Annotated in this window: 16 protein-coding genes and 2 pseudogenes; 13 read left to right on the forward strand and 5 right to left on the reverse strand. The window is 69.2% G+C overall.

From position 1 onward, the window contains the following. Nucleotides 1-538: 538 nt before the first annotated feature. The 3 genes from H7U32_RS00005 to H7U32_RS00015 all read left to right on the forward strand — a co-directional run bounded on the left by H7U32_RS00005 (nt 539) and on the right by H7U32_RS00015 (nt 2,789). On the forward strand, nt 539-709 hold the full coding sequence (locus tag H7U32_RS00005; RefSeq protein ID WP_204466932.1) for a hypothetical protein: 171 nt from the start codon (nt 539-541) through the stop codon (nt 707-709). 132 nt (nt 710-841) lie between these two features. Then, nucleotides 842-1,291 (forward strand): permease, encoded by a 450-nt coding sequence (locus tag H7U32_RS00010; RefSeq protein ID WP_204466934.1) that lies wholly within the window; start codon nt 842-844, stop codon nt 1,289-1,291. A gap of 58 nt (nt 1,292-1,349) precedes the next feature. Further along, on the forward strand, nt 1,350-2,789 hold the full coding sequence (locus H7U32_RS00015) for a 3'-5' exonuclease (RefSeq protein WP_204466936.1): 1,440 nt from the start codon (nt 1,350-1,352) through the stop codon (nt 2,787-2,789). Nucleotides 2,790-2,796: 7 nt separating this feature from the next. On the opposite strand, the gene H7U32_RS00020 is transcribed toward H7U32_RS00015, so the two are convergent. Both H7U32_RS00020 and H7U32_RS00025 read right to left on the reverse strand, forming a co-directional pair. Continuing rightward, nucleotides 2,797-3,888, reverse strand: coding sequence for a helix-turn-helix transcriptional regulator (locus H7U32_RS00020; protein ID WP_204466938.1), 1,092 nt, complete (start codon nt 3,886-3,888; stop codon nt 2,797-2,799). 30 nt (nt 3,889-3,918) lie between these two features. Further along, nucleotides 3,919-4,968, reverse strand: a complete 1,050-nt coding sequence (locus tag H7U32_RS00025; RefSeq protein WP_204466940.1) for a Gfo/Idh/MocA family protein — start codon at nt 4,966-4,968, stop codon at nt 3,919-3,921. A 104-nt stretch (nt 4,969-5,072) separates the two neighbouring features. Here H7U32_RS00025 and H7U32_RS00030 point away from each other — a divergent pair, with 104 nt between their 5' ends. The 3 genes and pseudogenes from H7U32_RS00030 to H7U32_RS12545 form a co-directional block, all read left to right on the forward strand. Next, nucleotides 5,073-6,251: an aminotransferase class I/II-fold pyridoxal phosphate-dependent enzyme gene (locus tag H7U32_RS00030; RefSeq protein WP_239457370.1), complete on the forward strand. Its 1,179-nt coding sequence runs from the start codon at nt 5,073-5,075 to the stop codon at nt 6,249-6,251. A gap of 15 nt (nt 6,252-6,266) precedes the next feature. Then, on the forward strand, nt 6,267-6,755 hold the full coding sequence (locus H7U32_RS00035) for a very short patch repair endonuclease (protein ID WP_204466942.1): 489 nt from the start codon (nt 6,267-6,269) through the stop codon (nt 6,753-6,755). 667 nt (nt 6,756-7,422) lie between these two features. Next, nucleotides 7,423-8,220, forward strand: a pseudogene (locus tag H7U32_RS12545) (HdeD family acid-resistance protein); the annotation flags it as partial. Between the two features lie 77 nt (nt 8,221-8,297). On the opposite strand, the gene H7U32_RS00045 reads toward H7U32_RS12545, so the two are convergent. Beyond that, nucleotides 8,298-9,524 carry an ATP-binding protein gene (locus H7U32_RS00045; protein ID WP_204466943.1) on the reverse strand — a complete coding sequence of 409 codons (1,227 nt, stop codon included), beginning with the start codon at nt 9,522-9,524 and terminating at the stop codon, nt 8,298-8,300. 95 nt (nt 9,525-9,619) lie between these two features. On the opposite strand from H7U32_RS00045, the gene H7U32_RS00050 reads away from it, so the two are divergent. Next, the gene (locus H7U32_RS00050; protein WP_204466945.1) at nt 9,620-11,443 is read left to right on the forward strand and encodes a proline--tRNA ligase; all 1,824 of its coding nucleotides are present in this window, start codon (nt 9,620-9,622) and stop codon (nt 11,441-11,443) included. A gap of 371 nt (nt 11,444-11,814) precedes the next feature. After that, on the forward strand, nt 11,815-12,432 hold the full coding sequence (locus tag H7U32_RS00055; protein WP_204466947.1) for a single-stranded DNA-binding protein: 618 nt from the start codon (nt 11,815-11,817) through the stop codon (nt 12,430-12,432). A 56-nt stretch (nt 12,433-12,488) separates the two neighbouring features. Here the strand turns inward: H7U32_RS00055 and H7U32_RS00060 are convergent, their stop codons facing one another. Continuing rightward, nucleotides 12,489-14,603 carry a M13 family metallopeptidase gene (locus H7U32_RS00060; protein ID WP_204466948.1) on the reverse strand — a complete coding sequence of 705 codons (2,115 nt, stop codon included), beginning with the start codon at nt 14,601-14,603 and terminating at the stop codon, nt 12,489-12,491. Nucleotides 14,604-14,694: 91 nt separating this feature from the next. Between H7U32_RS00060 and map the strand changes: the two genes are divergently transcribed. Both map and H7U32_RS00070 read left to right on the forward strand, forming a co-directional pair. Next, a complete protein-coding gene (gene map / locus H7U32_RS00065; protein ID WP_204466950.1) occupies nt 14,695-15,471 on the forward strand; it encodes a type I methionyl aminopeptidase in 777 nt (258 codons plus the stop codon). Between the two features lie 172 nt (nt 15,472-15,643). Continuing rightward, the gene (locus H7U32_RS00070) at nt 15,644-16,930 is read left to right on the forward strand and encodes a citrate synthase (RefSeq protein ID WP_204466952.1); all 1,287 of its coding nucleotides are present in this window, start codon (nt 15,644-15,646) and stop codon (nt 16,928-16,930) included. A 42-nt stretch (nt 16,931-16,972) separates the two neighbouring features. On the opposite strand, the gene dapD is transcribed toward H7U32_RS00070, so the two are convergent. Next, nucleotides 16,973-17,935 (reverse strand): 2,3,4,5-tetrahydropyridine-2,6-dicarboxylate N-succinyltransferase, encoded by a 963-nt coding sequence (gene dapD, locus H7U32_RS00075; RefSeq protein ID WP_204466954.1) that lies wholly within the window; start codon nt 17,933-17,935, stop codon nt 16,973-16,975. A gap of 263 nt (nt 17,936-18,198) precedes the next feature. Between dapD and prfB the strand changes: the two genes are divergently transcribed. The 3 genes and pseudogenes from prfB (at nt 18,199) to ftsX (ending at nt 21,407) form a co-directional block, all read left to right on the forward strand. Continuing rightward, nucleotides 18,199-19,323, forward strand: coding sequence for a peptide chain release factor 2 (prfB, locus tag H7U32_RS00080; RefSeq protein WP_204466956.1), 1,125 nt, complete (start codon nt 18,199-18,201; stop codon nt 19,321-19,323). Between the two features lie 66 nt (nt 19,324-19,389). Then, nucleotides 19,390-20,397, forward strand: a pseudogene (gene ftsE, locus H7U32_RS00085) (cell division ATP-binding protein FtsE); the annotation flags it as partial. Between the two features lie 86 nt (nt 20,398-20,483). After that, nucleotides 20,484-21,407 (forward strand): permease-like cell division protein FtsX, encoded by a 924-nt coding sequence (ftsX, locus tag H7U32_RS00090; RefSeq protein ID WP_204466959.1) that lies wholly within the window; start codon nt 20,484-20,486, stop codon nt 21,405-21,407. The last annotated feature ends 37 nt before the right edge of the window (nt 21,408-21,444 follow it).

The following is a 21,444-nucleotide window of genomic DNA, read 5'->3' on the forward strand; positions in this document are numbered from 1 at the left end:
ACCCACGCCCCTGGGCGAACAAGTCCGCGGCGCGCTCCCGCACCCCGCGGCCATACCCCGCCCGCAACCCACCAGACACAGGAAACCTCCCATCCCACGAACCACCTACTCCCCAATCCAAGAAACGGGACGCAGTTCACTGCGGCATCCCGGCCCATTGGGACGCCCCGGCCTCGGTATCTCGGCCCATTGGGGCGCCACGGCCGGGGTACCTCCGTTCGTTGGGGCGGATTATGCTTCCTGCGGAGGTCCATCCGCGCTCATTGAGTCCTCCGGCCACAGGCACCCCGGAACCCGGTCCTTGGAATTCCGCCGTTCCGTGGACTTTCCCAGGTGGGATACCACGCCGGGGAGGACCCAACGAACCGAGATAGACCTCCGCAACGGCCCGAATCCGCCCCAACGAACCGAGATACACCCCACCAGACGACCCAACGAACCAAGATATCCCGTCCACCACGCCCCAACGAGTGAAGATATCAGCTTCCGGGCGTTGTTTGAGCGGCAAGTGCTTCAACATGCGTACGCGGGATCTATCGTGGACCTGCATGACGGGAACACATATGCGGCTGCCGCGCTTCCCGGCATTATTGCCGGCCTCAAAACCTGTGGCTTCCGCCTGGTCATCGTGGACACACTGTTGGCAGACGACCTTCAGTCCGGCGCCGTGTTCTACGGGCTGGGCGGTGCCGCGGAGAGTCGGCCATGATGGATGCGTCAGCGGCATGGGATACCCCAGATCTCAGTCCGCATGGCATAGAATGAGAGGCAACACGGCGGCGTAGCCGGTCCCGCGATGATGCGGCGGCGGCGCGCCGTCCCGGTGCCGAAGGAGGTTGCCATGAAGCGCACGATGTCGCTCATCGTCTCGGGGATCGGACTGTTGGTGCTGTTCGTGGCGTTCGTGCTGTTCGCCAATCCCATCCAGGTGCCGGCGCTCGGCACCGTCAAGCTCACCGACATGCTCGCCATTGTCGGCGGGGTTCTGTTCATCGGTCCCATCTGGCGTGACTCCGTCGCCCGCAAAAGCGCCGACGGCGCGCCCCATCGCTTCGTGTGGGCCACGCTGCCGCTCATCGGCGTCGTGGTGGTGTGCGTGGGCATCCTCATTCCGAACGCGGTTTCGGTGTTCGGCCTGTTCCCGCTCGCCGATCTGTTTTACCTGGCCGGATGCCTGATGATCCTACCGGTGTTCGCGTACCCGCCGGCCTCGTTTCAGCGCGATGTGCTCGAGGATATGGTCGACGACCAGGTGGAGGAGACCGAGGCGCGTCATTCCGCCCGTCACTGAGGGGACGATTCGGCAGTAAAAAATTACCGCCGCTTGGTTCCGCCGGTACGATGGCCCTATGAGTGCAACGGCATGGCAGGAACAGGCGAAGGACGACATCACCACATGGGCGGTCGTGATGCCGGATGACGCCGACGGCGAACCCATCGACTGGGCGTGGGTGCGCGGCCTCGACCTGGCCGGTGGCATCGGCGCGGTGATGGAGTCGGCCGCGCCGTCCGCGGCCGGCGGCGACGGCGCGGTGGCCGCCGCGCGGGGACTCGATGCCCAGGGACTGCACGACGCGCTCAAAGCCGACTACGCCACCCGCGACCGGCTGGAGGCCGTCATCGCCCAATGCTCCGCCGCGTTCATGGGCGACTTCGACCGCGTGCTGCCCTCCTACCGGCTGCCCCGGGCCCTGGCGTACGCGAACCGGCGCCTGTGCGATGAGATCCGGCTGCTGCTCCGTCTGGGCGAGGAGCGGCGGCTGTGGCGGGCCGAAACCGAACGGATCGGGCGCGAACGCGCCGTCGTGCTCCATCCCGTCGACGAAAGCGCCGAGTCGCCGGTGCCGCTTGACGACCTCGTGGACCGTTCCGCCGCCATCGCCCAGAGCCGGGCCGAACGCCGCGAACGCCGGCGTGGCGCCCGGCGCGGCAGCGATACGCTCATGGCCCGCGCCAGCCTCGCCGGCGTGAGCGCCCACGGCACGGATGCGGCGGAGAAAAACGGGCCGGGTCACGGGCCGGAGCGGGCCGGACGGCCCTATCCCAGCCCCGATTGGCGTGACGCCTACCTGCCCGGCCGCGGCATCGACGTCGTCATGGGCATCGACATCGAGACCACCGGCACCGATCCGGCCAGGGACAGCGTGCTCGACGCCGGTTTCGAATACATGGCGATGGCCTCGTCCAGACCAGCGGACGCGCCGGTCAACGCCATCTACCTGGAACCCGGCTACGAGGCCGGCGACGCCTACGGCCAGGCCCGCCTCTCCTTCGGTGTGACGCCGATGGCAGCGGCCGCCGGCAACCCGTTCATCACGCGGCTCACCGGCATCGACATCAGTCGCCGCGGCGACGGCTCCCTGCCGCTGTTCGACGAATGGCCGGCCGCGCAGCGCGGCCTGCTGGCGAGGCTCGTCGCCCAGCCGTACGTCGCGCACAACGCCACGTTCGAGCACAAGTTCCTCATGCTCAACGTGGCCGGCTACGCGGAGGCCTACCGCGCCGGCGAGATCACCATCGTGGACACGCTGCCGATGAGCCGCCAATGGGACCCGGGCTCCGCGCCGGACGACGCCCACCCCTACGGCGACAACACGCTCGACGCCTACGCCAAACGGCAGGGCGCCCTGCCGGCGGACGCCCATGAGCGCCACCTCGGCCTGGAGGACGCGCATATCATGCTCGTCGCGATGAAACATCACCTCGCCGCGCTCAAGGCCGCTGGCCGCGGGCCGTGGGGCCCCGGCGGGCGCGCGGGCGAAGGCGGCAAACGCATCGGAAGGAGGTAACCGCGGCTTACCGGTACATGCCGAGCAGCTGGGTGCCGGCGTCGCGCAGCCGCGCCTTGAACGAATCGGGGGCGATGATGGCCAGCTGCTTGTTCCACGAGTACTGCAGCGCCCACCAGAACGCGGCCAGCTCCGGGGCATCGACCGCCACCTGGTAGACGGGCTGCGGGCGGCCCTGAGCATCGGGGCGCCGCTCGGAGGTCATGCGCACCGTGGGAGCGTCGAACCATTCGAAGACGTTGTCGAGCATGCGCTTGCCGGTCACCGCCATCTCGATGCGCTCCGTGGGGCCCAGCTGCGCGTAGGGGCGGTGGCGCATGAGCTCCACCGCGTCGAAGTCCGCGCGCGGAGCCACCTCGGGCACCATCGTGCCGTCGTGCAGGTCGAGGTCGGTGATGCGCTCCACCACGAACAGACGCATCCGCCCGGTATCCTCGCCGTGCAGATGGCCGATCAGGTAGTAGCGTCCGTTCTTGTACACCATCTGGAAAGGATCGAACGCATAACGGCGCAGCCGCCCGTCATCGTCCGCGCGCGGCGTCAGGTCGCCGTGCTCGTCATAGTCGCAGTAGTGGAAGGTGACCGCGAACCCCTCCTCGATCGCGCGGTTGAGGTCGTCCACGGTGACGAGGAACTGCCGGTTGATGTGCCGGTGGCTGCCCACATGCTCCAGATGCGAGATGCCCTTGCCGGCCGCGCCGGCCAAGTCCTGGAGCTTGCCGACCAGCTTGCCGAGCGCCTCCGGGTCGAGACGTGCCAGCGTCAGACTGTCCGCCAGCAGACGCATCTCGGCGGGGGAGAGGAAGGAATCCAAGTACCAGCCGGGCTGCTTGTCCGGCATGTCGAGGCCCTCGAGCGCCTCCGCGGTGAGCTGGTCGACCACCCGGCCCAGCGGCTTCGCCTCGCGCAGGGCGGCCAGCTGGTTGCGCACGGTTTTCTCGGTGGGCACCGCCTTCGGGTCGTCGGGATGGCGGCGCCGCAGCTCGACGAGGATCTGCCGCACCGTCATCCCATGCCCGAAGTACGTGCCGTGCCACAGCACGTCGAGAATCTCCAGGCCGGCGTTGGGCGCGTAGCGTTTCCGTGTGCTCGCAGTCATGGAAAAATTTTACTACGCCGGCCGGGCCACTCACTCGAAGGGGTAGACCAGGCCCCACTTCGCGCGGATGGAGTCCATGAGCTCCATGATGCGCAGCGAGTCGGCGTGCGGCATCGCGTCGCACTCGCGCTTCCCGTCCAGGATCGCGTTCGCGGTGGCGGCCACCTCATACTCGTAGCCGGTGAGCTGGGCCGGCACCTCCACGCGCCGCGTGCGCGTATGGTCGGCGTCGTACACATCCACCCACTGGACGTTGTTGATGTTCTCGCACACCAGGTAGCCGTCCGTGCCCCAGATGTAGCCGCCGCGGTCCGCGGCCACCACCATCGAGCTCTGCGCGGTGGCCATGAGGCCATCGTCATAGAACAGCGTCATCGAGTTCTGCGCGTCCACGCCGGTCGGCCGCCACGGCGTCATCGAGGTCTCCACGCGCTCCAACGTGCGGCCGGAGCCCACCGCCATGTCGATGAAGTTGAGCGGATAGACACCCACGTCGAGCAACGCGCCGCCGGCCAGCGCCGGATCGGTCATGCGCGGCTTGCCGGATACCGGGTAGCACAGGTTCGCGTCCACGGCCTTGACCTCGCCGATCTCGCCCGAGGCGATGAGCCCGTCGATGATGCCGCGCGACGGCATGTAACGCGTCCAGATAGCCTCGGTGCACAGCATGCCGGTCTCCTCGGCCACCGCCAGCATTTCGCGCGCCTGGGCGGCATTCGCGGTCAGCGACTTCTCCACCAGCACGTTCTTGCCCGCGCGCATGCACAGGATGGCCTGCTCGGCGTGCAGGTTGTGCGGCGTGGCGATGTACACCAGATCCACATCCGGATCGGCCACCAGCTCCTCGTAGGAGCCGTACGACGTGGCGAAGCCATACTGCTCGGCGAACGCGGCCGCGCGCTCGCCGTCGCGCGCCGCCACTGCGTACGGGGCCACCAGATTCCCGTACTCCGGCGAGGCCGCCATCCTGACCAGCGTCTCGGCCATCGCATGCGCGATGCGTCCAGCGCCCAGGATCGCCACATTCACCTTGAGTCCCTGCGCCTCGGCCTCGGCTCGTCTGCCATTCAACCGGCTCATCCGCTCCTCCTTGAAATCTTGGCCCGGGGCGCGCCCCGTCGGCGTGTCCACGGACGGGCCTGGATATCCATCAGCCACCCATCGTACTGCCTAGGATGGGAGGCATGGGATGCGAACTGTCGAAGCGCGCCCGTGAGGCGCAGCCCTTCCGTGCGATGGTATTCGGGGAGAAGGCCGACCGCATGATCGCGGCCGGCATCCCCGTGGTCAAGCTCAGCCTGGGGGAGCCGGACTTCGGCGCGCCGCCCGCCGTGCGCCAGGCGATGCGCGACCAGTACGACGGCCGGGCGCTGCCCTACACCGCCGCCCTCGGCCTGCCCGAGCTGCGCCAGGCCATCGCCGGGTTCTACCGGGAGCGCCACGGCGTGGACCTCGACTGGCGCCGCGTCATCATCACCGCCGGCGGTTCGGCTGCGCTGCTGCTCGCCACGGCGCTGACCGTCGACCCCGGCGACGGCGTCATCATCGCCGACCCCTCCTACCCGTGCAACCGCGAGTTGGTGCGCAGCTTCGGCGGCGAGGTCATCTCCGTGCCCACCGACGCCACCAGCCGTTTCCACCTCACCCCGGAACTGGTCGAACGGCACTGGTCCGGCCACGTCGCCGCCGTGATGATCACCTCGCCCTCCAACCCCACCGGCACCACGATCCCCTACGACGCGCTCGCCGGCGTGTGCGCGCTGGCACGCGGACGCGGCGCCTGGCGCATCGTGGACGAGACCTACCTCGACCTGGCGGATCGCGAGGCGGACGGCTCGGCCGTGCGCTCCGTGCTCACCTGCGACCCCGACGCCATCGTGTGCGGCAGTTTCTCCAAGTTCTTCGGCATGACCGGCTGGCGGCTCGGCTGGGCCGTCGTGCCCGAGGCGACGCTTGAGGCCGTGGACAACCTGGCCACCAACTACTTCCTGTGCGCGCACACGCCCACCCAGCACGCCGCGCTCGCCTGCTTCACGCCGGAGAGCCTCGCCGAATGCGAACGCCGCCGCCAGGAGCTTCTGGCGCGCCGGCGCATCACGCTCGACGGGCTGGCGCGCATCGGTCTGCCGGTGGAAGTGGAACCCAATGGCGCGTTCTACGCCTACTGCTCCGTGGAACGCACCGGCCTGGACGCGTGGACGTTCTGCGAGCGCGCGCTCGACGAGGCACATGTGGCGCTCACGCCCGGCCGTGACTTTGGCCCCGCCACCGCCGACACGCATGTGCGTCTCTCCTACGCCGCCTCGCGCGAGGCGCTCGCCGAGGGTCTCGACCGGCTCGGCCGCTTCGTCACCGCCCTGTGAGCCGGCCTGGGTAGGATGGGCGCCGTGACGGCACGGCGGAAGTCGGGGGAGGACCCTGGGCAGCGGTATGAGCGTGGGACGCGCTCGTACATCATGTCGCGCATCCGCGGCAAGGACACCTCGATCGAGGTGATGGCCCGCTCCTACCTGTTCCGGCGCGGGCTGCGCTTCCGCAAGAATGACCGCCGCTATCCGGGCCATCCGGACATCGTGCTGCCGAAGCACCATGCGATGGTGTTCATCAACGGCTGCTTCTGGCACTGGCATGAGGGCTGCCCGCACGCCCGACTCCCCAAGTCCAACGTGGAGTTCTGGACCGCCAAACTGCTGCGCAACCGCGAGCGCGACGCCCGCCAGCACGCCGAGCTCGAGGCCGCCGGATGGCGCGTCATCACTGTGTGGGAGTGCGAGCTGGGGCGCAAGGCCGACCGCGAGGCCAGACTGGACCGCCTATACCACCAGATTGTCGGCGAGGACGAGGCGGTTGAAGACGACGGCGCGTGAGCGTACATACGGCGAACCGTACTCTTGCGGCGCGTAAGAGTACGGTTCGCCGCACTGATACGAAGGCCATGCGGCAAACCGTACGCTTGCGGCCAGTCAGCGTACGGTTTGCCGTATGCGTGTGATGCCGGCGCGGCGGTGGCGGGGCGTGACGTTCAGCATCCGTTCAGGTGGCGCGCATGATTCCCCATCGTTCGTCCCAGAGAGGAACGAGACGGTCCGCCTACGATGTGGCCTCAAGGAGGTCATCATGACTGATTCCAACGAACATGGCATGCGCCCCGGCACCGATCCGCAGGGCGGCGACGACGCGTCCCGGCAGGCCGCGCCGCAGCCAGACGGACCGCAGGCCGATTCGCAGCAGCAGCCCCAGCCCACTGCGCAGCCCCAGCCCACTGCGCAGCCCCAAGGGCCGCAGCAGCCCCAGACCAATCCGCAGCCGGCTCCCGAATACGGCGCGTATGCGCCCGGTTATGCGCCGGGTCAGCCGTACTACGGCCAGCCCTACGCCCAGCCGGGCGTCGGCCAACCCTACGGCGGCCAGGGAACGAATGGTTACGCCCAGCCCGGCTATCCGCCGTACGGCCAGCAGGGGCCCTCCGGCTGGAACGGCCAGGGCAGCCAGCCCTACGCCAACCCCTACGGGCCCGGCCAGGGCGGCTATGGGCAGACGGGACAAGGCCAGCAGTCGTACGGTCAACAGCCGTACGGCCAGCCCTACGGCCAGCAGCAGTACGGCCAGCAGTCCTATGGTCAGCAGCCCTACGGCCAGCCGTACTACGGGCAGCCGGGATACGGCGCCTATGGCGCGGGCCCGCAGAGCGGCCGGACCGGAGCCGGTCCCGAGCCCGACCATCCGACCGACCAAGCGGGCGGATGGTGGGGGCAGGCCGAGTTCAGCCCCTTCAAGCTCATCGAGGAGAAGCTTTCGCACCGCGCGGTGACCACCGTGCGTGTCATCTACGGCGTCATCGGCGTGGCCGCGCTGGTCATCGGCGCCTGTCTGTTCATCTTCCCGTTCAAGACGCTGGCGGTGCTGGCGCTCGCACTGGGCATCTATTTCATCATCTCCGGCGCGGTGCGCGTGGTCACCGCCTTCGCCGAGCCGAACCTGCCCGGCGGCTGGCGTGTGCTCGACGTCATCGTCGGCATCCTGCTGGCGATGGGCGGCTTGTTCGTCGTCAAGAACTGGACGGTGAGCGGCACCACGCTGGCGCTGCTGCTCACGCTGTTCGTCGGCTTCGGATGGATCGTCGAGGGCGTGATGTCACTGGTCGAATCGTGGAAGCTGCCGCATTCCGGATGGGCCATCGCCTACGCAATCATCTCGATCATCGCCGGCGCCGTCGTGCTGTTCTCCCCGACCACCGCCACTGTGTGGCTCGTCGTATTCGGCGCGTTGGCGATGGTGGTGATGGGCGTGACGTCCATCGTGCGCGCCTTCACCTTCGGCAGCCATACGGGCGGCCAGCCGGGCGGGAACGGCCAGACGGGTGTGAACGGTCCGTCCGCCACGGCCGGCCAGCCGGGTGCCGGCGGCGCTCAGAGCGCGCGGTAGCGCGTGGCCCGCGAGTTGCCGACGCGCACGATGAGCCCTTGCTCGCTGAGGCGGTGCAGCGCCGTGCGCGTGGCGGCCTCGCTGGCATGCATCTCCTGCTGGATCTCCTGACGCGTCAGGTCGGCGTGGGCGACCCGGAACAGCTCGAGCATCGCCTCCTCGAGATTCGACAGTTCCGCCTCGCCGGCCAAGGGCGTGCTCACCACGCCCTCGGCGTCGGTCTGGCCGTCGAGCCTAGCTGACGCGGCGCCGGGGCAGCCCCCGGTCTGGGCGGGCGAGTCATCCAATCCGGCGCCGAACACATCCACGGACTGTCCGTCCTCCGCCAGCTCGGCGGTCACCACATCGCCGGCGGCGTCGGTCCGGGCCATGGCATGGCCGACCGGCGGCACTTCGCCGAGCAGCGCCGTCATCTCGCCGCCGCCATAGTCGATGATCGTCCATGGGCGCGGCAGGGCGTCCCGCGGTTGGAGGGGCGACGGAAACGGGATGATCTTCGGATGCTTCTTCGGGTCGAAGCCCAACGTTCCGGCCGAGGCCCATGGGCCGCGGCCGGAACGCGTCGCATCGTCCTCAGGCGCCGGCAGCGGCAACGTCAGTGACACGGAACGCGGCGCCACCGTCAGCTGCGGCGGCACGTCGGCCCTGCCGTAGGCGTCCACGATGCGCGGGATGCCGGTGCCGCGGCCCCGCGCCAGCCCCAGCCGGCGGAACACGGCGAGCAGCCGCGGATTGCGCGGCCGCACCGCGCCATTGAGCACGTCGCCCAACGTCAGGTCCCCGGGAAAGCCGCCCGGCGAGACGATGCGCAGATGGTCGTCGTACAGCTCCACCATCGTCGGCGCATCCGTCGCATAGTCACGGTGGAGGATCGCGTTCGCCACCGCCTCGCGCACGGCCTGCTCCGGCCAGCGCGGGCCGGGGCCGGCATGACCGTCCACGAAATCCAAGGCGTCCGTGAGCTGGCCGAGCAGCGAGCCGGAGCATTCGCGCTCCTCGACCACATCGGTGCGGCGGTCGCCGGCGAATACCGTCAGAGACAGCGTGGCAGGGCATTGGTCACTGACCAGCAGGCCCGGTTCGTCGCCGTCCGACGTCCCCGGCGCGCCCGCCGCCAGTAAGGCTGCGACCGTCCCGTCCCACGGCACGCCGGCGTCGGCGAAGGCCATCCTGGCCTGGTCATACGTGAGCGGTTGCGTCGAGTTCCCCATGGGGCGCCATGGTATTCAGCGAAGCCGACACCCGGGCCTTGGCCGGGCCTCGGAGCCGGAGGCGCTCGTCCCCTTGGACCGCTAGGTTGGGGCGTATGGAATCCAAGACCCTCCGTATGTCAACCCTGTTCCTGCGCACGCTGCGCGAGGACCCCGCCGACGCCGACGTTGCGTCGGCCAAGCTGCTCCAGCGCGCCGGCTACATCCGCAAGGCCGCCCCCGGCATCTGGACCTGGCTGCCGCTCGGCCTCAAGGTGCTCAATAAGATCGAGGCCGTGATCCGCGAGGAGATGGACGGCATCGGCGCCCAGGAGGTCCACTTCCCGGCCCTGCTGCCGCGCGAGCCCTACGAGGCCACCCACCGCTGGGAGGAGTACGGCGAGAATCTCTTCCGTCTCAAGGACCGCCACCAGGCCGACTATCTGCTCGCCCCCACCCACGAGGAGATGTTCACCCTGCTGGTCAAGGACATGTACTCCTCGTACAAGGACCTGCCCGTCACGCTCTACCAGATCCAGACCAAGTACCGCGACGAGTTCCGCCCGCGCGCCGGACTCATCCGCGGCCGTGAGTTCGTGATGAAGGACGCCTACTCGTTCACCATCGACGAGGAGGGCATGCGCAAGGCCTACATGGACGAGCGCAGCGCCTACGAGCGCATCTTCCAGCGCCTGGACCTGAAGTACGTGCCGGTGTTCGCGATGTCCGGCCCGATGGGCGGCTCCGCCTCCGAGGAGTTCCTGGCCCCGATGGCCATCGGCGAGGACACCTTCGCGCTCGCTCCCTCCGGCAAGGCGTGGAACGTCGAGGCGCTGACCACCCCCGAGGTGCCAGCCGTGGACTGCTCGGCCACGCCTGCGGCCTCGAAGCAGCCCACCCCCGACGCGGCCACCGTGGAGGCGATGGTCAGGCGCGCCGACGCCGACCATCCGCGGACGGACGGCCGGAGCTGGGCGGCGTCCGACATCCTCAAGAACGTCGTCATCGCCGTCTGCCATCCCGAGGACGAGGAGCATGGCGAGCCGTGGCGCGAGCTCATCGTCGTCGGCATCCCCGGCGACCGCGAGGTCGATATGAAGCGCCTAGAGGCGCAGTTCGCCCCCGCCGAGCTGGAGGAAGCGACCGAGGACGACCTCAAGGCCCATCCCGAGCTGGTGCGCGGCTACATCGGCCCGATGGCCCTCGGCCCGCAGGCCCGCGGCGGCAGGAAGGCCGACGGGGCGTCGGACACCGGCGAGGCGCTGCGCTACTTCCTCGACGCGCATGTGGCCCGGGGCTCCGCCTGGTTCACCGGGGCCGACGAGCAGGGCGTGGACTGGTACGACCTCGTCTACGGGCGCGACTTCGAGGCCGACGGCACCGTCGAGGCCGTCGAGGTGCGCCACGGCGACATGAGCCCGGACGGCTCTGGCCCGCTGAGCTTCGAGCGTGGCGTGGAAATCGGCCAGGTGTTCCAGCTGGGCCTCAAGTACTCAAAGGCGCTGGATCTCAAGGTGCTGGACAGCAACGGCAAGGCCGTGCCCGTGTGGATGGGCTGCTACGGCATCGGCGTCTCCCGCGTGCTCGCCTGCATCGCCGAGACCCACCACGACGAGGCCGGCCTGGCCTGGCCGTCCATCGTGGCCCCCGCGCAGGTGCATGTGGTGGCCACCGGCAAGGACGAGCAGGCCTTCGACGGCGCCGAACGGCTCGTCAAGGAGCTGGAGGAGCGCGGCATCGAGGTCATCTACGACGACCGCCGCAAGGTCTCCCCGGGCGTCAAGTTCAAGGACGCCGAGCTCATCGGCGTGCCGCAGATCGCCGTGGTCGGCCGCGACTATGTCAACGACGGCACCATCGAGATCCGCGGCCGCGACGGCTCCGACAAGGTGACGGTGCCGGCCGACCAGGCCGCCGCCACGCTGGCCGACCGCCTGTGACGCCGGCGAGGTGACCGCTCCGGCCTGCCCGGCCCGCTCGGTTCCGTAAGGCCTGAATGCCTGAATCCGACCGCCCCCGTTCCCCTTTCGGGAACGGGGGCGGCGTCGTATGCGGGGGGCATCGGGGGAGGGGACGCCCCCGTTTGGTGGACGGCCCGGTCCTCGTCCACAACGATTGTGGACGACACGCCCGGAACGGAGGATCCGACCACAATGCCCCGCGGCGATGGCGGCGCTCCGGGCGTCTCGGGCAGAGTGGAGGCACCGAGGAACCACGGCGACCGGACCTCCCTCATCCACTCTCCGTCAACGCGGTCCGGCGCCGTGGCCCGCCTCGGTCCACTTGTCAGACCACGAGGAAAGGAATGACCATGGCAAGTCAGCAAGCGGCGGTCACCCTGCGGGGCTTCGTCGGCACCGATCCCATCCTGCGCGGCGTGGAAGGGGTCAACACCGTGGCCACCTTCCGCGTGGGTACCACGCGCAGCTACTACCACCGCGACCGTGGCACCTGGGTGGAATGCCCCACCACCTGGATCACCGTCAAGGCCTTCCGCAAGCTCGCCGAGAACGTGGGCCGCTCCGTGCACAAACGTGACGCGGTGATCGTCACCGGCATGCTGGGCACTGACTCCTGGCAGACCGAAAACGGCGAGTCGCGCTCCGCCATCGTGCTCGAGGCCACCGCCATCGGCCACGACCTCAACTTCGGCTTCACTCGGCTCAACCGCATCGAAAAACCGGCCGACGCCCAGCAGCCGGCCGCCGGAGAACAGGCGCAGGCGGCGCCGGCCGCGGCGATGCCCGCCGGCGCGCCACAGGCCGGCGCGGCGGCAGTCCAGCCGGTGCATATCGACGTTCCTCCGGCGCAGGACGGCGCGCCGGCCGCGCAGGGCGCCGCCTCGCCGGGCGACGCCCAGCAGACCCCCGCCGAAGCGCCGGCCGCAGCCGGCGAGGACCTCGGCGCTTCGGACGGTCCGGAGTTCTGACCGGACCGGGGCGGTAGACGCCGTCCCGGTCCGGTCGGCTCACGGCCGCCAGCGGCTCACCAGATGCGCACGCGGTCGGCCGGGTCGAGCCACATCGCGTCGTCGCTGGTCACGCCGAATGCCTGGTAGAACAGGTCCACGTTGCGCGCGATGCCGTTCGTGCGGAACTCGGCCGGCGAATGCGGGTCGATCTGCAGGTACTGCTCCGCCAGCTCGTCGCGGTTCTTGGAGCGCCAGATCGAGGCGTAGCCCAGGAAGAAGCGCTGCAGGCCGGTGAACCCGTCCATCTCGGGCGCGGTGGCGAGCAGCGAGGCGATGGCCTCGGGGCTGCCGTCGCGCTGCGGCCGGGCCCCGGAGCCGGCGTTTGCGTCCGTGCCGGCCGCCCGGTCCGCCAGTGCGAAGGCGTAGGCCTTGAGCGCGATGTTCACGCCGCCCAGGTCGCCGATGTTCTCGCCGATGGTCAGCGCGCCGTTGACATGCGGGGCCTTGCCGGGCTCGTCCGCGTACTTCTCCCTGAGCTGCTCGGGCACGAAGGCGTCGTACTGGGCGATGAGCGCCTTGGTGCGCGCCTCGAAGTTCGCCTTGTCCTCGGCGGTCCACCAGTCGCGCAGTCTGCCGTCGCCGTCGTACTGGGCGCCCTGGTCGTCGAAGCCGTGGCCGATCTCATGGCCGATGACCGCGCCGATGCCGCCGTAGTTGGCCGCGTCCTCGGCGTCCGGATCGAAGAACGGGGGCTGGAGGATGGCCGCCGGGAACACGATGACGTTCATGCTCGGCTCGTAGTAGGCGTTCACGGTCTGCGGGTTCATCAGCCATTCGCCGCGGTCCACCGGCTTGCCGGCCTTGGCCAGCTGGAAGCCGGTCTCGTACAGTGTGGCGGCGGCCATGTTGTCCGCCAGGAGGGCGTCCTCGCGCACGTCGAGCGCCGCGTAGTCGCGCCAATGCTCGGTGTAGCCGATCATCGGGGTGAACTTGGCGAGCTTCTCCAGCGCCTTGGCCTTCGTCTCCTCGCCCAGCCAGTCGGAGTTGGCGATGGAAACGCGGTAGGCGTCGATGAGGTTGGCGACAAGCGCCTCCATGCGGCGCTTCGAGCTGGCCGGGAAGTGGCGGCGCACATACTCGCGGCCCACGTCCTCGCCGCACACGCCGTTGACCAGCGCCACGGCGCGCTTCCAGCGGTCGCGCTGCTTCCTGGCGCCGGAGAGCACCTTGCCATAGAAGTCGAAGTTCGTCTTGTCGAAGCGTTCGGCGAGCATGCTTGCCGCGCCGATGACCACATGAACCTTCGCCCACAGCTTGAGGTCGTCCAGCGTGGCCTGCTGCCAGAACGCGCCCAGGCCCCTGACGAAGCTCGGCTCGTGCACGATCGCATGCGCCAGCGCGGCCCTGAGATCCACCGGCTGGGCCTGCGCGGCCGGAGTCGCGTCATAGGCGTCCTGCCAGGCGCGCGCCCAGGCCTCGAGGTCGAAGGCGCCGAACGCGGCGGCCAGAGCGTCCCAGTCCATCGGATTGTTCGTCTTGACGGAGTCGCGGGTGGCCACGTTGTCCCAATGGTTCGCGGCGATGCGCGTCTCCACGTCCAGGAACCGGGCGGCCTGCTCGGCCGCGTCCTCGCCGTCGGCGGCCAGGTCCGCGTTGGACAGCTGGCGGGCCACCATGTCCACGTAGGCCTCGCGGATCGGCTCGTAATGGTCCTCGCGGTAGTAGGCCTCGTCCGGCAGGCCGATGCCGGCCTGCTCCACATGCACCACATTCGTCTCCGGGTCGGCCGGGTCGCCGTACACGGACAGGCCGAACAGGTCCGGGCCACCGGTCGGGTTCATCGCGCCCAGCGCGCGTGCCAGCGCCGTCTTGTCGCCCGCCGCCTCGATCGCCTCGAGGTCGGGGTGGATCGGGGCGGCGCCCGCCGCCTCGATCGCCGCGGTGTCCAGGAAGGAGCGGTACAGGGCGCGGGACTTGGCGGCCGGGCAGTCGTCCTCCTCCAGGATGTCGCGGATCTGACGCTCCGCGTCCTCGGCGAGCTTGTCGAAGGAGCCGTAGCGGGAACGGTCGTCGGGCAGGCGGTAGGTGTCGATCCACGGTCCATTGACGTAGCGGAACAGGTCGTCGGCGGGTCTGATGACGGATGAGAACGATGCCGGGTCGATGCCGGACTTCAGGGTTTCACTCATATCTGCGTAGTCTAGTCGCCCGGCGCCGCCCTGCGGCGCACGGCCCAGAGCCCGGGAGGGTAGGGGAGTGGGCGGCGTAGGCTGGGGGACCATGATCGAATTGAAAACCCCCAAGGAAATCGAAGCGATGAAGCCTGCCGGCAGGTTCGTCGGCTCCATTCTGCGCGACCTGCGCAACAGCGTGAAGGTCGGCACCAACCTGCTCGAGATCGACGAGTTCGTGCACAAGCGCATCATGGACCGCAAGGGCGCCGAGTCCTGCTACGTGGACTATGCCCCCGACTTCGGCACCGGCCCCTTCGCCCACTACATCTGTACCTCGGTCAACGACGCGGTGCTCCACGGCGTGCCCTACGACTACGACCTCAAGGACGGCGATCTGCTCAGCCTCGACCTGGCGATCAACGTGGACGGTTGGGTGGGTGACTCGGCCATCAGCTGGGTGGTCGGCACCAAGCAGGATCCGGAGGACCTGCGCCTCATCAAGTGCACCGAGGAGGCCCTGGCCGCCGGCATCGACGCGGCGCGCTCCGGCAACCGCCTCGGCGACGTCTCCTGCGCCATCGGCGACGTGGCCCGCGAGTACGGCTACCCGATCAACCTCGAGTTCGGCGGCCACGGCGTCGGCCGCATCATGCACGGCGACCCCCATGTGCCCAACGACGGCCGCGCCCATCACGGCTACAAGCTGCGCCCGGGCCTGGTCATCGCCATCGAGCCGTGGTTCCTCAAGACCACCGACGAAATCTACCAGGATCCCAAGGACGGCTGGACGCTGCGCTCCTCGGATGGCTCGCGCGGCGCCCACTCCGAGCACACCATCGCGATCACCGAGGACGGCCCGGTCATCCTCACCACGCGCGACTGAACGCCATCCCGCGCCCCGCGGCCATGCCGCGGCCGGCCGCGCCCCCAGGCGCCCCGCCGTCCCACGCAACGGACGGCGGGGCGCATCCGTAATACCGCGCGGCTAGAGTGACGCGAAACATTGACGGCAACTCGACCCCCGCGCCGGTCGCGCGGATATGGGAGGCACACGCATGGCACAGGCTCGGCTCGACGTCGACGACGACAAATTCACGCTGCCCGTGGTCAAGGCGACCGCCGGCCCCGACGGCATCGTCGTCTCCTCGTTGCGCAACGACGGCTGGGTCACGCTCGACCCCGGCTTCCTGACCACCGCCCAATGCGAGTCGAAGATCACGTTCATCGACGGCAACAACTCGATCCTGCGCTACCACGGCTACCCGATCGAACAGCTGTGCGAGCATTCGAACTTCCTCGAGGTGGCGTGGCTGCTGCGGCACGGCGAACTGCCCAGCCAGCGGGAATACCAGGCCTTCCGCTCGACCATCCTGCGCCACACCATGGTGGGCGAGGAGTTCCGCGGACTCATCGGCTCGTTCCCGCGCAACGCCCACCCGATGAGCGTGCTCGCCAGCGCCGTCAACGCGCTCGCCAGCTTCTACCCCGACACCTGCGACATCACCGACGGCGACCAGCTCGACGAGGCCGCCAGCATCATCATGGCCAAGGTGCGCACCATCGTCTCCCTGATCCACCGCCGCCGGCGCGACGAGCCGCTGCTGTACCCGGACGTGACCCGCGGCTACGTGGACGACTTCCTGAGGATGAGCTTCGCCGTGCCCTACCAGCACTACGAGTCCGACCCGCTGTTCGTGGACGCGCTCGACAAGCTGCTCATCATCCACGCCGACCACGAGCAGAACTGCTCCACCTCCGTGGTGCGCATCGCCGGCAGCGCCCACGCCAACCTGTACTCCGCCGTGGCCGCGGGCATCAACGCCCTCTCCGGGCCGTTGCACGGCGGCGCGAACGAGGCCGTGCTGCGCCAGCTCGAGGAGATCCTGCATTCGGGCCAATCCGTCGCGGAGTTCGTCGAGGCGGCCAAGGCCTCCGGCCGGCGCATCTCCGGACTGGGGCACCGCGTCTACAAGTCCTACGATCCGCGCGCCGCTGTCGCCAAGTCGTATCTCAAGCGCCTCCTGTCCGAGCGCGGCGAGGCGCTGGCCGGCGAACGCGCGCTGTTCGACGTGGCCCTGGAGCTCGAGGACATCGCGCTGACGGACCCGTACTTCGTCGATCGCCACCTCTACCCGAACGTCGACTTCTACACGGGGCTGATCTACCGCGCCATCGGATTCGACCCCGCCATGTTCACCACGCTGTTCGCCCTGGGCCGCATCCCCGGCTGGATCGCCCAGTACCGGGAGATGCTCGCCGATCCGAACACCCGCATCGGCCGGCCCCGCCAGGTGTACACGGGCGAGACCGAACGCGACTACGTGCCGATCGCCGAACGCTGAGGGCGGCCGCGGCGGCTGTGCCGGCCGCGGCCGCCTAGCCGGCTAGTTCTTGTGCAGCGCTGCGTTGAGCTCGATGCCGGTCTTGCGGCGGCGCGCCTCGATGGCGCCGGTCACCGAATTGCGGATGAACAGGATGTTGTCCTTGCCGGACAGCTCCGCACCCTTGACCACATCCATCGGCTCGCCCGCGGCGGCCTTCGCCTTGTCGTAGACCGTCACCTTGGTGCTGGCCGTCACGTACAGGCCCGCCTCGACGACGCAGTTGTCGCCCAGCGAGATGCCGATGCCGGCGTTCGCGCCGAGCAGCGAATGCTCGCCGATCGAGTTGCGCAGCTTGCCACCGCCCGACAGCGTGCCCATGATCGAGGCGCCGCCGCCGATGTCGGAGCCGTCGCCCACGACCACGCCCTGCGAGACGCGGCCCTCGACCATCGAGGTGCCCAGCGTGCCGGCGTTGAAGTTCACGAAGCCGGCGTGCATCACGGTGGTGCCCTCCGCCAGGTGGGCGCCCAGGCGCACGCGGCTCGAGTCGGCGATGCGCACGCCGGTGGGCACCACATAGTCGAGCATGCGGGGGAACTTGTCGACGGACAGCACGGTCACATCCTCGCCGGAGGCCATCACGTCGAGCTTGCGCTGTGCGAAGTCGGGCACCGCGAACGGACCGCGGTCGGTCCACACCACGTTGTTGAGCTTGGCGAAGATGCCATCCAGGTTGAGCGTGTTCGGCTTCGCCAGGCGCATGCTCATCAGATGCAGGCGCAGGTAGGCGTCGGCCGCGTCCTCGATCGGGTCATCCAAGCGGCTGACGGTGAACACCGGCACGCGGCGCACGCCGCGCGCATCCGGCTCCGGGCGCACCATCGCGCCGAAGCCGTGGTCCGGGCGCGAGCCCTGTGCGGGCGCCTCGCCCAGCTCGAGCCTCGGATACCACACGTCCAGGGTGGCGCCGGCGGCGTCCACACTCGCCAGACCCCATCCCCATGCCTTGCGTGTCTCGCTCATTGTTGCTCCTTACCATCGAACGTGAGCTTGCCACACCACACGATACCCGAGCGGCCTTCGCCTGGCGGGCGGGCGTGCACCGTGCGGACGCGCCGGACGCGGGCCCCGCCCCGCGCCGGCGCGAATGTGACGGTTGCGCACGCGTTGCGCCCGTGCCCCGGCGCTCGGACCACGCCTTGCAGTACAGTGGCGGTCTGACTGTGTACAGAGCGGCCGGCATGCCGGCCGCTGCGGATTTTGAATAGACGGACAGGTAGCAGGGAATGGCTGAATACGACTACGCGCAGGCCATCGGCGAGGCGCGCGCCAAGTACGATTCCATCGCCAAGGCGGTGGACGTCGACCGCCTCAAGGCCGACATCAAGGACCTGGAGACGCAGGCCGCCGCGCCGGGGCTGTGGGACGACCCGGAGCACGCGCAGCAGGTGACGAGCCGGCTGTCCGCCGCCGAGTCGCAGCTCAAGCGCCTCGATTCCGCCGCCCAGCGCATCGACGACGTCGAGACGCTCGTCGAGCTCGGCCGCGAGGAGGAGGACGAGGATTCCCTGACGGAGGCGCGCGAGGAGATCGCCGCGATCACCGCCAACCTCGCCCAGATGGAGATCCAGACGCTGCTCGACGGCGAATACGACGAGCGTTCCGCCGTGGTGACAGTGCGCGCCGGCGCCGGCGGCGTGGACGCGGCCGACTTCGCGCAGATGCTGCTGCGCATGTACCTGCGCTACTGCGAGCGCCACGGCTACAAGGCCAAGGTCATGGACACCTCCTACGCCGAGGAGGCGGGCATCAAGTCCGCCACCTTCCAGGTGGACGCCCCCTACGCCTACGGACGCCTGTCGGTGGAGGGCGGCACGCACCGCCTGGTGCGCATCTCCCCGTTCGACAACCAGGGCCGGCGCCAGACGAGCTTCGCCGCCGTCGAGGTGGTGCCGCTGGTCGAGGCCACCGACCACATCGACGTGCCCGAGACGGAGATCCGCGTGGACACCTACTGCGCCTCCGGCCCCGGCGGCCAGGGCGTGAACACCACGTACTCCGCGGTGCGCATCACGCATATCCCGACCGGCATCGTGGTGACCATGCAGGACGAGCGCAGCCAGATCCAGAACCGCGCCGCCGCCATGGCTGTGCTCCAGTCCCGCCTGCTCGTGCTGCGCCACGAGGAGGAGGCGAAGAAGAAGAAGGAGCTCGCCGGCGACATCAAGGCCAGCTGGGGCGACCAGATGCGCTCCTACGTGCTCCACCCGTACCAGATGGTCAAGGACCTGCGCACCGGGTACGAGACCAGCCAGACGCAGGCCGTGTTCGACGGCGACCTCGACGGCTTCATCGACGCCGGCATCCGGTGGCGCCACGAGCAGAAGCGCCAGGCCGCCGAGGAGGAGTGACCCCCAGGAGGCTCTCAGGACCGTGTCGTATGGTCTCCGGGGGGAACGCAAGACGGAAGGGATGACATGGCACTGATCACGCTCGACCACGTCAGCAAGGTCTACCCGAGGGGCACGCGCCCCGCGCTGGACGATGTAAGCCTTGACGTCGACCGTGGCGACTTCGTGTTCCTGGTGGGGGCCTCCGGCTCCGGCAAGACCACGCTGCTGAGCCTGCTGCTGCGCGAGGAGGAGGCCACCGACGGCGAGATCCGCGTGGCCGGCCACGACCTGCGGCGCATCACGAACCGCCAGGTGCCGCAGTACCGCCGCACGCTGGGCTTCGTGTTCCAGGACTACAAGCTGCTCAACAACAAAACCGTCTGGCAGAACGTCGCGTTCGCGCTCGAGGTGATCGGCACCCGCCGTTCCACGATCAAAACGCTGGTGCCGAAGGTACTCCAGACCGTGGGCCTGACGGGCAAGGAACGCAACTATCCGCACGAGCTCTCCGGCGGCGAGCAGCAGCGCGTGGCCATCGCCCGCGCCTACGTGAACCATCCGCAGATCCTGCTGGCCGACGAGCCCACCGGCAACCTCGACCCCACCACCTCCCTGGGCATCATGGAGGTGCTGGACGCCATCAACCGCACCGGCACCACGGTGGTCATGGCCACGCATAACGAGGAGATCGTCAACTCGATGCGCAAGCGCGTCGTCGAGCTGCACAACGGCCGCATCGTGCGCGACGAGGAGCACGGCTCCTACGATTCCGCCGAATACTTCCCCGACGCCGAGGTGGAGGCCCAGGCCAAGCACGCGCTCGGCGGCCGGGCCGACGTTGGCCTGCCCCGGCCCGAGCGTCTCGACACGCTGGAGGCCGTGCAGGCCCAGGGCGAGGCCCGCGTGGAGGTCGCCGCGCAGGCCGTCGACGCCGTCTCCGCCACCGTCGGCTCCGCGGATGGCGACGCCGGCATCGCCCGCCTCGCCCAGTCCGTGCACTCCGGCCGCACCGGCCGTTACGGCGAGGCCTTCGCCCCCGTCGAGACGACGCTCACCTGGGGCCGCGGACTGCGGCTGGACGAGCAGGCCGCCGAGGAGCGGCACGACGGCGGGGACGACGTGCCCGCCCCGCCCCGGCGCGAGGACCAGGCGGCCGAGGACGACAAGGAGGAGACCCGATGAGGTTCCGCTTCATCCTTTCCGAGACGTGGACGAGCCTCAGGCGCAACGTCTCGATGATCCTGTCCGTGACGCTCGTCACCTTCATCTCCTTCCTGTTCATCGGGGCGTCGGGCCTGCTGCAGGTGCAGATCGCCCAGGCGAAGGGCGTGTGGTACGACCAGGTGGAGGTGGTCGTGTACCTGTGCCCGGACGGTACGAGCCAGGCGCCGTCCTGCGCCTCCGGCAAGGCGCCCACGGACGAGGAGATCAACGACATCATCGACGTGATCGACAACGAACTGCACAACGAGGTCGCCAAGGTCACGTATGTCAGCCGCGAGCAGTTCTACAAGGACACGTTCCTCAAGGAATACCCCAACGGCCAGTTCAACGGCCGCACGCTCACCCCGGCCGACATGCAGGCCTCCCTGCGCCTCAAGCTCAAGGACCCGACCAAGTACCAGGTGGTCTCCGAGGTGCTCTCGGGGCGTGACGGCATCGAGCAGGTCGAGGACCAACGGCAGATCTTCGAGCCGATTTTCGCGATCATCAACCGCGTGACCATGGTCACGGTGGCCCTGGCGGTGGTGATGGTGGTCACGGCCGTGCTGCTCACCGGCACGACGATCCGCATGTCGGCGGCGTCGCGGCGCAACGAAACCGAGATCATGCGGTACGTGGGCGCCTCGAATTGGACGATCCGGCTGCCCTTCGTGCTCGAAGGCGTGATCGCCTCGCTGCTCGGCTCGCTGCTGGCCGTGGGCACGCTGGCCGGCGTGGTGCAGGTGTTCGTCACCGACTGGCTGTCGCAGTCGGTGCGGTGGATGCCGTTCGTGGACGTGCGCACGGTGCTGCTGCTGGCGCCGGCGCTGGTGGCGGGCGCGGTCATCCTGTCGGCGCTGGCCTCGGTCATCTCCCTGCGCCGCTATCTCAAGGCGTGACGGCATCAGACCGATTTGCTATCATCGGCGGCACACA

It is taken from the genome of Bifidobacterium pullorum subsp. saeculare (genome assembly GCF_016899725.1).
GTDB classification, from domain to species: Bacteria; Actinomycetota; Actinomycetes; order Actinomycetales; family Bifidobacteriaceae; genus Bifidobacterium; species Bifidobacterium pullorum_C.